A 15,408-nucleotide genomic window follows, 5' to 3' on the forward strand; every position below is an offset into this window, starting at 1 on the left:
GGCGACTCATGTCGTCCGCCGTGACGAAGACGGTGGGGGGCGCCGGCGAGCTGCCGACGCCCCCCGCCGCACCGCGCAAGAGCGTGACGGGCACCCGGCTGTGGGTGGCGGTGCTGTTCCTGCTGCCCGCGCTGGCGCTGCTCGGCGCGCTCGTGGTCTACCCCATCGGGTACTCGGTCTGGCGGAGCCTGTTCGACGCGGACGGCTCGGGCTTCGTCGGCCTCGACAACTACGCGGAGATCTTCACCGACGACGCGACCCTCGTCGCCGTACGCAACACCGCGATCTGGGTCGCGGTGGCGCCGGCGGTCGTCACCGCGCTCGGGCTGATCTTCGCGGTACTGACCGAACGGGTGCGCTGGGGAACGGCGTTCAAGCTGATCGTCTTCATGCCGATGGCGATCTCGATGCTGGCCGCGGGCATCATCTTCCGGCTGGTGTACGAACAGGATCCGGACCAGGGCGTGGCGAACGCGGTCGTGACGTCCGTGCACGACATCTTCGTGGACGAGTCCGTGTACCCGAAGGCCCGGCCCAACGCGCAGGTGAGCGATCTGAAGGCGTCCGGCGGCGGGGCGTTCACCACGGAGGGGACGGTCCGGGCGGGCACCCCGGCGCTCCTCCCGCTGGTCGGAATCGCGCCGGGCAGCCTGCCCGGTGACGCGCGGGACGCGAAGGCCCCCGGCGCCGGCACCGGGGGCGGTGTCACCGGCACCGTCTGGCTGGACTTCCGGCTCGGTGGCGGCGGTGAGAAGGGCGTCGTCGACCCGGGTGAGAAGGCGCTGGAGGGCGTCGAGGTCGAAGCGGTGAAGAACGGCACGGTCGTCGCCACCGCGACCAGCGGCTCCGACGGCACCTTCAGCCTGCCGGAGTCCGCCGACGGGTCCCGGCTCCGGCTGCCCGGCTCGAACTTCGCCGCGCCCTACAACGGCATCGACTGGCTCGGCCCGACCCTGGTCACCCCGGCCGTCATCGGCTCGTACGTCTGGATGTGGGCCGGCTTCGCGATGGTGCTGATCGCGGCCGGACTGGCCGGGGTGGACCGCAATCTGCTCGAAGCGGCCCGGGTCGACGGCGCGAACGAGTGGCAGGTGTTCCGGAAGGTCACCGTGCCGCTGCTCGCGCCGGTCCTGGTCGTCGTCCTCGTCACGCTGATGATCAATGTGATGAAGGTGTTCGACCTCGTCTACATCATCGCGCCCCAGCCCACCCAGGACGAGGCCAACGTCCTCGCCCTGCAGCTCTATCTGGTGTCGTACGGCGGTGGCGGCGACTTCGGTCTCGGCAGTGCGATCGGTGTGGTCCTGCTGCTGCTCGTGCTGCCGGTGATGTGGGTCAACATCCGTCGCCTCAGGAAGGAGCGCCAGCGGTGACGACTGTCGAGGAACGCTCCACACCTGTCGAGAAACGCTCCGTAGCCGCCCGGCTCGCGAGCGGCGCGGCAGGGGGCGCGTTGCGCGTGTTCCTGCTGCTGGTGGCGCTGTTCTGGCTGGTGCCGACCTTCGGACTGCTGGTCTCGTCGTTCCGCGACCCGACCGACATCTCCACCTCCGGGTGGTGGAAGGTGTTCTCGGCTCCGGCCCAACTCACCACCAGGAGCTATGAGTCGCTGCTGGAGAACGACGGCATCACGGACGCCCTGTTCAACACGGTCTGGATCACGGTGCCGGCGACGCTGCTGGTCGTCCTGATCGGCGCGATGGCCGGATACGCCTTCGCCTGGCTGGACTTCAAGGGCCGCGACTGGTGGTTCATGGGCGTGGTGGGGCTGCTGGTGGTGCCGGTGCAGGTGGCGCTGATCCCGCTGTCCGGGCTCTTCCGGGATCTCGGGATCTTCGGGGACATCATCGGCGTGGTGCTCTTCCACGTCGGCTTCGGACTGCCGTTCGCGATCTTCCTGTTGCGGAACTTCTTCGCCGAGATCCCGCGGGAGTTGCTGGAGGCGGCGCGGCTGGACGGGGCGGGCGAGGTACGGCTGTTCGCGACGGTCGTCCTGCCGCTGGCCGCACCGGCGCTCGCGTCCCTCGGGATCTTCCAGTTCCTGTGGGTGTGGAACGACATGCTGGTCGCGCTGGTCTTCTCCAGCTCCGACTCCCAGCCGCTGACGGTCGCGCTCCAGCAGCAGGTAAGGCAGTTCGGCAGCAACATCGAGGTCCTGGCGCCGGGCGCGTTCATCTCGATGGTGATCCCGCTGGCCGTGTTCTTCGCGTTCCAACGGCAGTTCGTGTCGGGGGTGATGGCCGGGGCGGTGAAGTAGCGGCCGCCAACTGGGGGCGCACGCACCGCGAAACACACCCGTGCGCCCCCAACTCCCTTGAGAATCCCCCGTATGGAACACGCACCGTAACCAAATCATCCCATCGGCCGTTTCCGGGCAGTATGCCCGCGCCGACCCATGGATGTCCTCCTTGCCCAGGTTCAGTGTCATCGTTCCCGCGTACAAGGTTCAGGCGTACCTGCACGAATGCCTGGATTCTGTGCTGTCCCAGTCCTTCACCGACCTCGAACTGATCGTCGTCGACGACGCCTCGCCCGACAACTGCGGCGCGATCGCCGACGAGTTCGCCGCCCGCGACCCCCGAGTGCGCCGCACCGTGCGCCTGCGGGAGAACGCGGGGCCCGGCGCCGCCCGCAACACGGGGATGGAGCACGCCAGGGGCGACTACCTCCTCTTCCTCGACGGTGACGACACGTTCACGCCGGGCGCGCTCCAGGCGATCGCCGACCGCGTCAAGGAGACCGGCGAACCGGACGTCCTCGTCCATGACTTCGCGCGTGTCGCGTGGACGGGCGAGCCGGTCCACGACGCGCGTGACCGCCGGCTCACCGAGCAGGGCCCGGCCCCGTACCGGCTCGACGACCGCCCCGGCCTGCTCACCGTCCGCCCTGCGGCGTGGAACAAGGCGTACAAAAGAGAGTTCGTCGAGGACCACGACTTCCGGTTCCCGTCCGGCATCTACGAGGACACGGCCTGGACGTACCCCGTCCTGATGACGGCCGAGTCCGTCGCCACCCTCGACCGGGTCTGCGTCCACCACCGCCTGCGCCGCCACGGCAGCCTCCTCGGGGCGACCACGTACGGTCACTTCGACGTGTTCGGGCAGTACGACCGGGTGTTCGCGTACGTCGACGAGCGGCCGGAGCTCGCGCAGTGGCGGCCGGTGCTGTTCCGGCGCATGCTCGACCACCTCACCTCCGTGTACTCCCGGCGCCACCGGCTGCCGCGCGAGGCGCGCGCCGAGTTCCTGCGGACGGTCCGCGCGCACTGCGCCCGCTACCGCACCCCCGGCGTGCCCCTCCGCGCCCGCGCCCGGTTCCGGCACGCGCTCCTGCGGCTGGGCAGCCCGCGCCTCTACCGCGCCCTGTGGGCCGGAGCGCGGCTGGGCCGGGGGGCCGGGCGCCTGGTGCGGGGCGTGGCCGGGCTGTTCCGCTCCGCCGGTCTGCGCCTCCACTACCGCGTCCAACGGCTGCTCCCGCTGCGCGCGGACCGGGCGGTGTTCGCCGCGTACGGAGGCCGGGGCTACGAGTGCAGCCCGGCCGCGCTGGAGAACGCGTTCCGGACGTCCGTCCCCACGATGCGCACCTCGTGGGTCGCGCGCCCGGAGCACCACCACACGTTGCCGGTGGCGACCCGGCGCGTGCTGCCCGACTCGATGGCGTACTGGACGGCGCTCGCCCGCTCCAAATACCTGGTGAACAACGTCGGCTTCGACAGCCGGCTGGTCAAACGGCGCGGTCAGGTGCTGCTGCAGACCCAGCACGGCACCCCGCTCAAGCACATGGGGCTCGATCTGCGGGACCGGCCGGCGGCGGCGCGCGGCACGGACTTCGAGGACGTCCTGCGCGGCAGCGACCAGTGGGACTACGTCCTGTCCGGCAACCGCCACTCCACGCTCGTCTGGGAGCGGGTCTACCCCTCCCCGTTCACCACCCTCGAATACGGCTCGCCGCGCAACGACGTCCTGCTGAGGGCGAACTCGACGGACGTGGCCCGGGTGCGCGAGCACCTCGGGGTGCCCGAGGGCGCGGTCGCCGTCCTGTACGCCCCGACGCACCGCGACTACCGGCACTCGCAGCGCGCCCACCTGGATCTGGAGCGGGTGCTGCGCAAACTCGGGCCGCGCTTCGTCGTCCTGGCCCGCGCGCACCACGCGTACGACTCCCCGCTGACCGACCTGGCGCACGGCCGGCTGCTGGACGTCACCGGGTACCCGAGCGTGGAGAACCTCTGCCTGGCCTCGGACGCCCTGATCACGGACTACTCGTCCCTGATGTTCGACTACGCCAACCTCGACCGGCCCATCGTGATCCACGCGGAGGACTGGGAGGCGTACGAGGCGGCGCGCGGCACGTACTTCGATCTGCGGGCGTGTGCGCCGGGCGCGGTCGCGCGCAGCGAGGACGAGCTGATCGACATCTTCGCGACCGGGCACTGGCGGGGGTCGCGGTCGGCGCAGTTGCGGGCGGCGTTCCGGGAGCGGTTCTGTCCGTACGACGACGGGCGGGCGGCGGAGCGGGTGGTGCGGCGGGTGGTGCTGGGTGAGTGTGTGCCGCCGGGAGATGTGGTGCCGCTGGGGGAGCGGCGGCCGGTTCCGTCGGCGTCGGGGGTGCGGGCGGGGGCGGATGACTTGTTGGGCACGTAGGCGGTTTTCTCGCCCCCGCCGCCCCTACCCGTCCCGTCCTCAAGGGGCTGCGCCCCTTCGACCCCCAGGCGTCCGTCCGGTGGGGGCTGGTCGCGCAGTTCCCCGCGCCCCTGAAAAGACGGGCTGCGCCCCAGCCTTTTCAGGCCCGCAGGGCCTGAAGCCTTCAGGGGCGCGGGGAACTGCGCGAGAAGCCCCACCGGACCCGCACCCGACCACGCACCCCCGACAACGCACCCCCAGAAAGGAAAGAATGCCCCGCTTCAGCATCATCGTCCCCACCTACGGCGTGGAAGGGCGGCTGCCACTCGCTCTGGAGTCGGTCCTCGGTCAGCCGTTCGGTGATTTCGAGCTGATTCCGGTGCACGAGGCTGCGGTGGACTCACCGGCCGGGGCGATCAGCGCCGCGTACGCCGTCAGGGACACCCGCGTCACCCCGGTCGAGTCGCCGCCGACGGGCGGCCTGAGCGCTGCCCGCAACGCGGGACTGGCCGCGGCGCACGGGACGTACGTCCTCTTCCTGGACGGGGACGACACGCTCACGCCGGGCGCGCTGCGGGCGATCGCGGACCGGCTGGACGAGACGGACGACCCGGACGTCCTGCGCTTCGCGCACGAGCGGGCGCACTGGTGGGAGGGCGGCACGACCGTCGTGCGCCCGGTCGGCCCGGACGCCCCGGCGTGGAGTGCGGCCTACCGCCGGGACTTCCTCAACACGCGCCAACTCACCTTCCCCATCGGCCACTTCACCGATGTCGGCTGGAACGGCCTGGTCGCCCTCGCCGCCGACCGCACGGCCGAACTGCCGGACACGGTCTGCGTGCGCCATCTGCTGCGCCGACAGGGCAGCCGACTGTACGCGCCCGGCGCCCACCACCTCGAACTCCTCGACCAGGTGGAGCTGGTGCTCGCCCGGGCCGCGGCCGGGCAGGCGCTGACGGAGGCGTTGTTCGGGCGGCTCTTCGCGATCGTGCTGCGGAGTCTCGCGCACCCGGAGCGGCTGCCCGCCCACCACCGCCGTGACTTCTTCCGCCGCGCGACCCACCTCTACGGCCTCCACCGCCCGACCGGCTTCCAGGTGCCCACCGGCCACCTCGGACTCCAGCACCGACTGCTCGCGCGCGGCTCGTACGGCGGATTCCGGGTCCTGCACGCCGCCCGCCGCGCCGCCGTCGGCGCCCCGGCTGCGCTCCCCCGCCCGCGCACGCCCCTGGCCCGCGCCGTCCGCGCCGTGCGGCGGCGTCTGCCGCTGGACCCGAATCTCGCCGTGTACCGCGCGCACCGGGTGCGCGGTGTCGGCGGCGACCTCGCCGCACTCCACGCGAAGGCCCGCGAACTCGCGCCCCGGGTCCGCTCGGTGTTTCTCGTCGCGGCGGAGGCAGTGGACCAGGTCCCGCACGGCGCGGAGCACGCCGTGCTCGGCAGTCCGCGCGCCGGGCGGCTGCTGGCCCGCGCCAAGTACCTCGTCGACGACGCCGATCTCGACGACCTCACCGACCTCACCGACCTCAGCGAGCTCGGCGATCTCGGCCACACCGTCGTCGAGCGTCCCGGAGGTGTCCACGTCCGGACCTCGCCCGGCACCCCGCTGAAGGCGACGGGCCTGGACCGTTCCGCGTATCCGGCGGTGACCGCCGCGTCAGGCGGGCCCGCCGCTTCGGCCGCTCTCCTCGGGCGCGTGGACCGCTGGGACTTCGGCCTCTCCGCCAACCGGCACTCCACCGAGACCTGGGAGCGGGCCTTCCCCGGGCGGTACGAACAGCTGGAGTACGGCTGCCCGCGCAACGACGTCCTGTACACGTCGACGGCCGAGGACGTGGCGCGCGCCCGGCGCACGCTGGGTGTACCCGAGGGCAGGAAGGCCCTCCTCTACGCCCCGACCCACCGCGACCACTCGCCCGGCCACGAGCCCCGGCTCGACCTGGAGGCGTTCTGCGAGGCGGTGGGCGAGGAGTTCGTGGTGCTGCTGCGGGCACACCACCGCTCCGCCGCCCCTTCCCCGCGCGCGAGCGGCGGACGGATCATCGACGTCACCGCGCACCCCCGCGTCGAGGAGGTGTGCCTCGCCGCCGACGCGCTGATCACCGACTACTCGTCGCTGATGTTCGACTACGCCCACCTCGACCGGCCCGTCGTGATCCTCGCGGAGGACTGGGAGGTGTTCCGGGAGACCCGGGGCGTCTGCCTCGATCTGCCGGCCGCGCCGCCCGGTCATGTGGCGCGCACCGGGCGGGAGTTGGCGGAGCTGTTCCGGGACGGCTCGTACGCGGACGTGGAGGCCGACGCGCTGCGGGCCGTCTTCCGGGAGCGGTTCTGCCAGTTCGACGACGGGCGGGCGGCGGAGCGGGTCGTCCGGCGTGTGTTCCTCGGCGAGCGGCCGGAGGCGCTGCCGCCGGTCCTGCCGCTCGCCGAGCGCGCCCCCGCCCCGCCCTTCACCCCTCCGGCACCCGCCGCCCCGGCACCCGCCGCCGCGACCCTTGTGAGGAGCTGAGGACATGCCCCGTTTCAGTGTCGTCGTCCCCGTCTTCGAGGTCCGGGCGTATGTCCGCGACTGCCTGGACTCGGTCCTGGAGCAGTCGTACGGGGACGTGGAGGTGATCGCCGTCGACGACTGCTCGCCGGACGGAAGCGGCGAGGTGCTCGACGCGTACGCCGCCCGCGAGCCGCGGGTGCGGGTGCTGCACCTGCCCGCGAACGTGGGCCCGGGCCGCGCCCGCAACGCCGGACTGCCGTACGCCACCGGCGACTTCGTCCTCTTCCTCGACGGCGACGACACGCTGGTCCCGGGCGCCCTGCGCGCGCTGGCGGACCGGCTGGCGGAGGCCGGGGACCCCGATGTGCTGGTCTTCGACCACGCCCGGACGTACTGGTGGGGCGAGACGCGGCGCGACACCCACGCGCACCTCCTGGGCGCGGCGGGCGAGGGCACGTTCACGGTGGCCGAGCGCCCGGAGTTCCTCGGCCTGCCGAGGGTCGCGTGGAACAAGGCGTACCGGCGGGAGTTCCTGGAGGCGCACGGCTTCCGGTTCCCGCCGGGGCACTACGAGGACACGCCATGGACGTTCCCGGTGCTGCTCGGCGCCGGGCGGATCGCCACGCTGGACCGGATCTGTGTGTCCAACCGGCAGCGGCCGCGGGGCACCCTGCTGTCGACCACCGGCCGGGGGCACTTCGATGTGCACGACCAGTACGAGCGGGTCTTCGCCCATCTGAACTCCCGTCCGGAACTGACGCGTTGGCGGGACCGGGTGCGGGAGGCGATGGCGGACCACTGTCTGGAGATCCTCGCCGCACCGGACCGGGTGCCGTCCGGGGACCGGGCCGAGTTCTTCCGGCGGACGGCGGGGCTGTACCGCAAGCACCGGTCGGGCGACGACTCCCCGGTCCCTGCCCACCAGGTGCTGGAGGGCGGCTGGGCCGCCTACCGGGCGCGGCAGTGCGCGGCCCGCGCCCGTAACGCGCTCGGCGTGCGCGGGGAGCGCCTGCGGGCCGTCGGCACCGAGTGGATCGGCCGGGGCTGGTCGCTGGCCCACGAGCGGCTGCCGCTGGACCCGCATCTGGCCCTGTACTCGGCGTTCTCCCATCGTGGGGTGCTGGGGGACCCGGCGGCCGTGTACCAGGCCGCTCGTGAGTTCGCGCCGCACATCCGGGGGGTGTGGGTGGTGCGCCCGGAGCGGGTGCCGGCGCTGCCGCCGGGCGTGGAGTACGTGACGCCGGGCTCGGCCGAGTACCGGCGGCTGGCCGCGCGGGCGACGTACTTCGTCGGCAACGCCGACTGGCCCGGCGCCCTCACCAAGCGGCCGGGCAGCGTGCACGTGCACACCCACCAGGGAACGCCGCTGAAGTTCATGGGCGCCGACCTGCTGCACAAGCCGGGTGCCCGGCTCGGCGTGGACGTGCCGGGCGTGCTGCGGGGGGCCGACCGCTGGGACCACAGCCTCGTCGCCAACCGCCACTCCGAGCTGGTGTGGAGCAGGGCGTACCCGTGCGGCTTCGCCTCGCTGCGGACCGGCAGCCCGCGCAACGACGTGCTCGTGAACGCCGGGCCGGAGAGCGGCGCGGCGGTCCGTGAACGGCTGGGCGTCCCGGCCGGGCACACGGTCGTGCTGTACGCGCCCACGCCCCGCGACCACCGGCGCGGCGGCCACGCCGAACGCTTCGACCTCGCCCGGTTCGCCGCCGATCTGCGGCGCAGCCTGGGCGAGGCGCTCACCCTCGTCGTACGGCTGCATCCCGCGCTCGCGGACGGGCCGGCGCGCGGGTTCGGGCCGTCCGAGCTGCACCGGCGGGGTGTCGTGGTGGACGCGACCGAGGAACCGCATGTGGAGGAGCTGATGCTCGCCTCCGACGTCCTGGTCACGGACTACTCGGCCCTGATGGTCGACTACGCCAACCTGGACCGGCCGATCGTCGTCCACGCCGACGACCTCGACGCCTTCACCGCGAGCCGGGGCATGTACCTCGACATCACCGCCGACCCGCCCGGCCATGTCTCCCGGTCCTACCGGGAGCTGGCCTGGCTGTTCGACTCCGGGCAGTGGCGGGACAGGGAGTCGGCGCGGCTGCGGGCGGGGTTCCGGGAGCGGTACTGCGAGTTCGACGACGGGCGGGCGTCGGAGCGGGTCGTCCGGACGCTGATGCTGGGTGAGGCGGCGGGGGCGGTGCCCGCGCCCCGGCCGGCCCCGTCCCCGGCGGCCGCCAACGCTTTCCCGTCGTCGGCCGCTTTCCCGTCGTCGTCATGAGGGCGCCCACGGCCGACGGGCGGGCGCGGATCCTCGCGACGCGCGCGCGGGCGTGGGTGCTGCTGTTCGCCACCGTCTTCGCGCTGCTCCAACTGGCGAGCGTCACCGGGCGCGCCACCCCCGACACCAAGAACTACGTCTCGTACGCCCTCACGCTGGGCGGTGCGAGCGTGCGGGAGTCCGCGGCCGGGACCATCGACCACTACTGCGGGAGCCGGGCGGCGACGGCCGAGCGGAAGCGGCGCGTGGACGTGGTGCGGTTCCGGGCGCCGTCCCCGGCCGCGCGGGTCGCCGAGGAGTGTCGGCGGGAGCTGTGGCGGAAGGTGGACCGGCGGCTGGCGGCCGGGCAGTCGGGCGTCCCCGTCGCGCCGTTCACCTCGGAGCGGTTCCTGCGGATCTTCGAGGTGCGGCCCGGCTACCCGGTGCTGCTGGCCCCGTTCGTCGCGGTGTTCGGGGTCCTGTGGGGGGTGTGGCTGGCGAGCGTGCTGATCGCGGCGGCGGGGGGCGTCCTGGCCTTCCTCGTCCTGCGCGCCGTCCACGCCCCGGTCCCCGTCGCCCTCACCGGCCAGGCCCTCTACTACGTGCTGCCGTGCGGCGCGACCGCCATGCGGCCCATGACCGAGGGGGTGCTGCTGGCCCTGACGCTGGCGGCGCTCTGGGGGTGCGCTCTGGCGCGGGAGGGCCGGGTGCGGGCGGGGGCGCTGCTGGTCGGCGGTGCCCTGGCGGCGCTCTTCACGGTGAAGCACTCACAGGCGCTGTTCCTGGGGGTGTGCCTGGTGGGAGCGTGCGCGGTGGTCGCCGCACGGCGCGCACCCGGGGGCGCACGAACGGGGGGCGGGCGCGGGCGCGGGCCGGTCGGGGCCCGGGTGCGGGCGGTCGAGCCATGGGTGCTGGCGGTCGGAGCCGTGTCCGCAGGCGCGGCGGTGTGCACGCCGGCGCTCGCCTCGCTCCTGCACTACCCGGCGGCCTCGGAGAGCCTCCAGGATCTGCTGACCGATCACTTCACGCGCCCCGACCGGGCCCGGCCCTGGGCGGAGTTCCTGCGTCTGGAAGTGAACTTCTGGGCGGAGTGGGGGCGTCGGCAGCTGATCCAGCCGCTGTTCCTCGCCGCGTCGGCGGCGGGTGCGTGGGGCGCTCTGCGGCAGCGGCCGGTGTTCGGCTGGTTTGTGCTGGCCGCCGCGTGCACAGGGATCCTCAACCAGGCCGGGCATCCGGACATCACCATCTGGGGCGACCGGCTGATCGTCGCGGCGTGGCTGCTGCCCGTGCTGGGGCTGCCGTTGCTGCTGGAGCGGATCACCGCAACCCGCGACTCACTCGATGTGGTGACCGCGAGCTGAGCCGTTGACCGGTCCCGCCATACCGGGAATACACGGCAGATGCCCCGTACAGCCCAGAATCTTCCCGGTTCCGGCCCGGATCCGCGCGTCCGGCCCGACCCCGGTCCCGATCCGCGCGCCCGGCGCCGCCGGCGTGGCGCGCTCGGGGTCACCGCGCTGCGCGGCGGCCGTACCCGGCTGTCCCGGCGGCCGACGCCGTACGTCGTCATGGGTGCGCTGTTCTGGCTGGTCATCACGTTGGCCTACTGGCGGGTGCCGCTGTGCTGCGATGCCGGTCAGCACGCGGCGGTCGTCGAACGGCTGCGCTGGAACCTGCTGCACCCGGCCCACCCGACCGCCGATCTGCCGGGCGCGGGCAGCCCGTACTACTCCCCCTACACCGTCGCGCAGGGCGCGCTCGCACGGCTGACCGGGCTGAGCGGCTGGTCCCTGGTGAAACTGGCCGGACCGGTGAACCTGCTGGTGCTGCTCACCGGGATCGGCCGCTTCGTGCGCGTGCTGACGCCCCGGCCGTGGGCCCCGGTCCTCGCGGTGCTGTTCATGACGCTGCTGTGGGGCACCGAGCGGATCCTGTGGAGCGGTTTCCTCGGGCTGATGTCGCTGACCGTGAACCTCGGCTATCCATCGGCGTTCGCCACCGGGCTGACGTTCTGGGCCTGGGCGTGGACGGGGGCACGCGCGCGAGGCGGCGGCTGCGCCGGACGGGTTCGGTACGTCGGGCCGAGCGGTCTGGGCGGCGCCTGGGCGTACGCCGGACTCGGAGCCCTGTACGGGCTGATCACGCTGGCACATCCGATCACGGCGGTGGCCTCGCTGGCCGGGGCCGTGGCGATCGTGGCGGCCTGGCAGCGGGGATGGTCGCGCCCGGTGGTGGCCCGCTGGGCGCTGGCAGGCGCGAGCGCCCTCGCGGTGGCGGTGTCCTGGCCGTACTACGCCGTCCTGTCGCTGGCGGGGCACTCGGGCGTGGACGGGATGCACCGCCTTCTGTACGAGAGCGCACCGGGGAACCTCTGGCTGGCGCTGCTCGGGCTGCCGGCTCTGTGGGCGCGGGGCCGCCGGTCGCGGAGGGACCCGTTGGTGCTGATGTGGTCGGCGGAGTGCCTGGTGGTGGCGTACGGCTGGGTCAGCGGGCACTACACCTACGGGCGGGTGCTGGCGCTCGCGGCGGTGCCGGCGCAGTTCGCGCTGGCGGTGGAGCTGGCGGCGCCCCGGCCGTGGGGATGGGCCCGGCGCGCGCTGGGCGGGGCCGCCGCCGCCGGCGTCTGCGTGGGTTTCCTGACCGCCCAGGCGGGCGCGGTCGTACCCCGGGCGCTGGACCCCGTCGGCTTCGAGCAGCCGCCGCGCTGGCCTTCGTACGACTGGGCCGCGCGGCACGTGCGGGCGGGCGAGGTACTGATCACCGACGGGTACTCCGCGATGCGTGCGCTCGTCGGACACGGGGTGAACATGGCGGCGCCCACCTGGCCCGATCCCGCGCTGGAGGAGGGGGAGCGGCTCCGTCGGCACGCCGATGTGCGGGCGTACCTGGATCCGGCGTCGACGCGCGACCGGCGTGCGGTCCTCGCGCGGCGCTACCGGGTGCGCTGGCTGCTGCTGACGCGGTGGCAGAAGGTGCCGGAGGAGGCGGTGGTCGTGGACTGGAGTCCGCGGACCGGGGAGGTGCTGGCGCGGATCGCTCCGTGAGGGGGTGGTACGGAGCGATCCGCGGGACGGCCCGGGGGGCCTGTCGCGTCCCCTGCGGCGGGGACGCGCGGAGGTACTACTCGACGACCAGCTCGACCGGCATGTTGCCGCGGGTGGCGTTGGAGTAGGGGCAGACCTGGTGGGCCTGCTCGACGAGCTTGCGGCCGGTGGCCTCGTCGACGGTGTCGGGGAGTTCGACGCGGAGGGTGGCCTTCAGGGCGAAGCCCTCGCCCTCCTTGCCTATGCCGACCTCGGCGGTCACGGCGGCGTCGCTGACGTCGACCTTGGCGGCGCGGCCGACGAGGCCGAGCGCGCTGGCGAAACAGGCGGCGTAGCCGGCGGCGAAGAGCTGCTCCGGGTTGGTGCCCTGGCCGTTGCCGCCGAGCTCCACCGGGAGGGCCAGGTCGAGGTCGAGCTTTCCGTCGTTGCTGACGGCGCGACCGTCGCGGCCGTGGGTGGCGGTGGCGACAGCGGTGTAGAGCGCGTCCATGGGAGAACCATCCCTTTCACAGGTCAAGTCAGGTCGAGTCAGGTCGAGCCGTGTCCGGCGGTCCGGTCCGACCGCCGTTCACGGGCTCCAGTAGAGCACACAATTCAATTGCCCACAACTAAATGGCGGGCAGGGGTTACCCTGGAGTCATGAGCACGAGTGCCGCACCGACGCCCGAGGGGATCTCCCAGGAGATCTCCGGGCAGGTCTCCGGACAGGTCTCGGAGGAGGACTTCCTCCGCCTCGACCGGCAGATCTGCTTCTCCCTGCACGCCGCCTCGCGCGCCTTCAACGGCGTCTATCGCGTGGTCCTCAAGGACCTCGGCATCACCTATCCGCAGTACCTGGTGATGCTGGTTCTCTGGGAGCGCGGCGAACTGCCCGTGAAGAAGCTGGGCGAGCACCTCCGGCTCGACTCCGGGACGCTCTCACCGCTGCTCAAGCGCCTGGAGACGGCCGGCCTCGTCCGGCGCGAGCGCAGCGCGCGCGACGAGCGCTCGGTGGTGGTGCGACCGACCGAGGAGGGCGCGGCCCTGCGGGAACGCGCGCTGGCGGTGCCGCGCCGGATCGTCTCCGCGACCACCTTCGACCTCGACGAGATCCGCGATCTGCGCGACCGCCTGGACCGTCTGACGGCAGCGCTGGACGAGGCTGCGCTCGCGGAACCGGCCGGGTAGCCGTCGGCGCCCGCACAGAATCCGACAACTCCATACGGAACCCGAGCCTCCCGCCCGCCATCTTCCCCACGGGGCCGCGAAGCCGCCCGTAAGGGAAGATTTGCACACATACCTCTCACAGGTGCGGGGCAACCATGGCTCTTCAGCAGGCGCAGGTCTCCGTCGTCGTCATCGGGTACGACGACGCGGCTCATGTGGCGGACGCCGTGCGCTCGGCGCTCGCGCAGGGACCGGCCGTCCGTGAGGTGATCGCCGTCGACGACTGCTCCACCGACGGCAGCGCGGACCTGCTGGAGCGGCTCGCCGAGGACGAGCCCCGGCTGCGGGTGGTCCGGCGCCCGGTCAACAGCGGCGGCTGCGGCACCCCGCGCAACACCGGGCTGGACGTCGTGACCTCGCCGTACGTCATGTTCCTGGACAGCGACGACGTGCTGCCGCCCGGTGCCGTGGACGCGCTGCTGGGGGCGGCCCTGGAGCACGACGCGCCGGTCGCCTCCGGGCTGTGCGTGCGCAAGGAGCTGCCGTCCGGCCGCGAGACCCCTTGGCAACCCGAGCTGTACGCCCGGCGCGCGCTGCTGGAGCACTCCTCCCAACGCGCACGCCTGGTGCACGACACCCTCTGCGTCAACAAGCTCTACCGGACCTCCTTCCTGCGCGAGCGCGCCATCCGTTTCCCCGAGGGCCGCTTCCCGTACGAGGACTTCGTCTTCGGCGCGCGCGTCCTGGCCGCCGCGCCGCGCGTGGCGCTCGTCCCCGACCCGGTGTACGTCTGGCACGTGCGCCGCGCGGCGGCCCGGCTGTCCATCTCCCTGGACCGCTCCGACATCAGCAACTGGCGGGCCCGCCTGGACGCCGACCGGCTGTCGTACGACATCCTGCTGGGCGCCGGCGAGAAGGGCCCGGCACGGGCCACCCGGACGCGCTTCCTCGACCACTCGCTGCGGATGTACGCCCGCGAGCTGGGCCTGCGCGGCACCGAGTACCAGCGCGAGTGGTGGACGCTGACGCGCGCGTACCTCGCCACGTTCGACGAGGGCGACTTCGCGCCGGCGCCCGCGCCCGGCCGGGTCGTCGCCCGGGTGATCCTCGCCGCCGAGGAGCCGCGCGACCTGCCCCGCCTCCGGGAGATGTCGGCTCGCCCGGCCCGGCTGACCCCGCCGTACGCGCGCGGGGCCGACGGCTCGCCCGTCTGGTCGGCCGAGCTGCCGCAGGTGGAGCTGGACCACCTCCTCGTCCGCCCCGTGGAGCTGCTGCCCGCCGCCGTCGACGCGGAACTGCGGCCCCGCGCACGGGGGACGGTACTGCGACTGCGGCTCCACGAGCTGTACGGGCGGATGGCGGAGGCGGGGCCGCTGACCGTGCGGGCGGAGTTCACAGAACGCAACGACGGACGGGTGGGCTTCGCCGGCACGGCGCCGCTCCTGGCCGACGCGGAGGGCGACAGCGGCGCGGACGCGCCGGACGTCGACAGCTGGACGGCGGAGGTACCCCTGGACCTGACCGCGTTGGGCAGCGGCACGTGGGACCTCCGGCTACGGCTGCGCTTCGCGGACGGCAGCAGTCGGGAGACCACCGCGCACGCCGTCGCGGGCGCCGGGCTCCTCCGCCGGAGCGCACTGTTCAGCGCACGCCATGGAGTGCTCCTGGTGCAGCCGTACGCGACCCACGCGGGGGCGCTCGCGGTGCGACTCGCGCCCGGTTGGCGAGGATTGACCGAGGTCGTCCGCCGACGCCTCAAACGCCTGCTTCACTGAGACCCGACGCGGGCGCGGCCCCGCCACCACGACTACGACTGACTACAACTACGACTACGACTACGACTACGACTACGACTAC

The 15,408-nt window shown here is 73.3% G+C and carries 10 protein-coding genes; 9 read left to right on the top strand and 1 reads right to left on the bottom strand.

Going from position 1 to position 15,408, the window contains the following annotated elements; all coding sequences use genetic code 11:
* Positions 1–8: 8 nt before the first annotated feature.
* The 7 genes from GWK25_RS36855 to GWK25_RS36885 all read left to right on the top strand — a co-directional run bounded on the left by GWK25_RS36855 (position 9) and on the right by GWK25_RS36885 (position 12,405).
* Positions 9–1,373 carry a carbohydrate ABC transporter permease gene (locus GWK25_RS36855; protein WP_251829208.1) on the top strand — a complete coding sequence of 455 codons (1,365 nt, stop codon included), beginning with the start codon at positions 9–11 and terminating at the stop codon, positions 1,371–1,373.
* Positions 1,370–2,257: a carbohydrate ABC transporter permease gene (locus tag GWK25_RS36860; protein ID WP_215455814.1), complete on the top strand. Its 888-nt coding sequence runs from the start codon at positions 1,370–1,372 to the stop codon at positions 2,255–2,257. The genes GWK25_RS36855 and GWK25_RS36860 overlap by 4 nt, the downstream gene beginning before the upstream one ends.
* A gap of 142 nt (positions 2,258–2,399) precedes the next feature.
* The gene (locus tag GWK25_RS36865) at positions 2,400–4,643 is read left to right on the top strand and encodes a bifunctional glycosyltransferase family 2 protein/CDP-glycerol:glycerophosphate glycerophosphotransferase (protein WP_251829209.1); all 2,244 of its coding nucleotides are present in this window, start codon (positions 2,400–2,402) and stop codon (positions 4,641–4,643) included.
* Between the two features lie 250 nt (positions 4,644–4,893).
* The gene (locus tag GWK25_RS36870) at positions 4,894–7,131 is read left to right on the top strand and encodes a CDP-glycerol glycerophosphotransferase family protein (RefSeq protein WP_215455816.1); all 2,238 of its coding nucleotides are present in this window, start codon (positions 4,894–4,896) and stop codon (positions 7,129–7,131) included.
* 4 nt (positions 7,132–7,135) lie between these two features.
* Positions 7,136–9,382 carry a bifunctional glycosyltransferase/CDP-glycerol:glycerophosphate glycerophosphotransferase gene (locus tag GWK25_RS36875; protein ID WP_215455817.1) on the top strand — a complete coding sequence of 749 codons (2,247 nt, stop codon included), beginning with the start codon at positions 7,136–7,138 and terminating at the stop codon, positions 9,380–9,382.
* Positions 9,379–10,722, top strand: coding sequence for a hypothetical protein (locus tag GWK25_RS36880; RefSeq protein WP_215455818.1), 1,344 nt, complete (start codon positions 9,379–9,381; stop codon positions 10,720–10,722). Before GWK25_RS36875 ends, GWK25_RS36880 begins: the two co-directional genes overlap by 4 nt.
* A gap of 39 nt (positions 10,723–10,761) precedes the next feature.
* The gene (locus GWK25_RS36885) at positions 10,762–12,405 is read left to right on the top strand and encodes a hypothetical protein (protein ID WP_251829210.1); all 1,644 of its coding nucleotides are present in this window, start codon (positions 10,762–10,764) and stop codon (positions 12,403–12,405) included.
* A gap of 76 nt (positions 12,406–12,481) precedes the next feature.
* On the opposite strand, the gene GWK25_RS36890 is transcribed toward GWK25_RS36885, so the two are convergent.
* Entirely contained in the window at positions 12,482–12,895 is a 414-nt protein-coding gene (locus GWK25_RS36890) for an organic hydroperoxide resistance protein (RefSeq protein ID WP_184893393.1), read from the bottom strand.
* 149 nt (positions 12,896–13,044) lie between these two features.
* On the opposite strand from GWK25_RS36890, the gene GWK25_RS36895 reads away from it, so the two are divergent.
* Both GWK25_RS36895 and GWK25_RS36900 read left to right on the top strand, forming a co-directional pair.
* The gene (locus tag GWK25_RS36895) at positions 13,045–13,572 is read left to right on the top strand and encodes a MarR family winged helix-turn-helix transcriptional regulator (RefSeq protein ID WP_251829211.1); all 528 of its coding nucleotides are present in this window, start codon (positions 13,045–13,047) and stop codon (positions 13,570–13,572) included.
* Positions 13,573–13,706: 134 nt separating this feature from the next.
* Positions 13,707–15,326 carry a glycosyltransferase family 2 protein gene (locus tag GWK25_RS36900; protein WP_215455819.1) on the top strand — a complete coding sequence of 540 codons (1,620 nt, stop codon included), beginning with the start codon at positions 13,707–13,709 and terminating at the stop codon, positions 15,324–15,326.
* The last annotated feature ends 82 nt before the right edge of the window (positions 15,327–15,408 follow it).

This window comes from Streptomyces sp. ATCC 21386, assembly GCF_018728545.1.
In the GTDB taxonomy this organism is placed as follows: Bacteria; Actinomycetota; Actinomycetes; order Streptomycetales; family Streptomycetaceae; genus Streptomyces.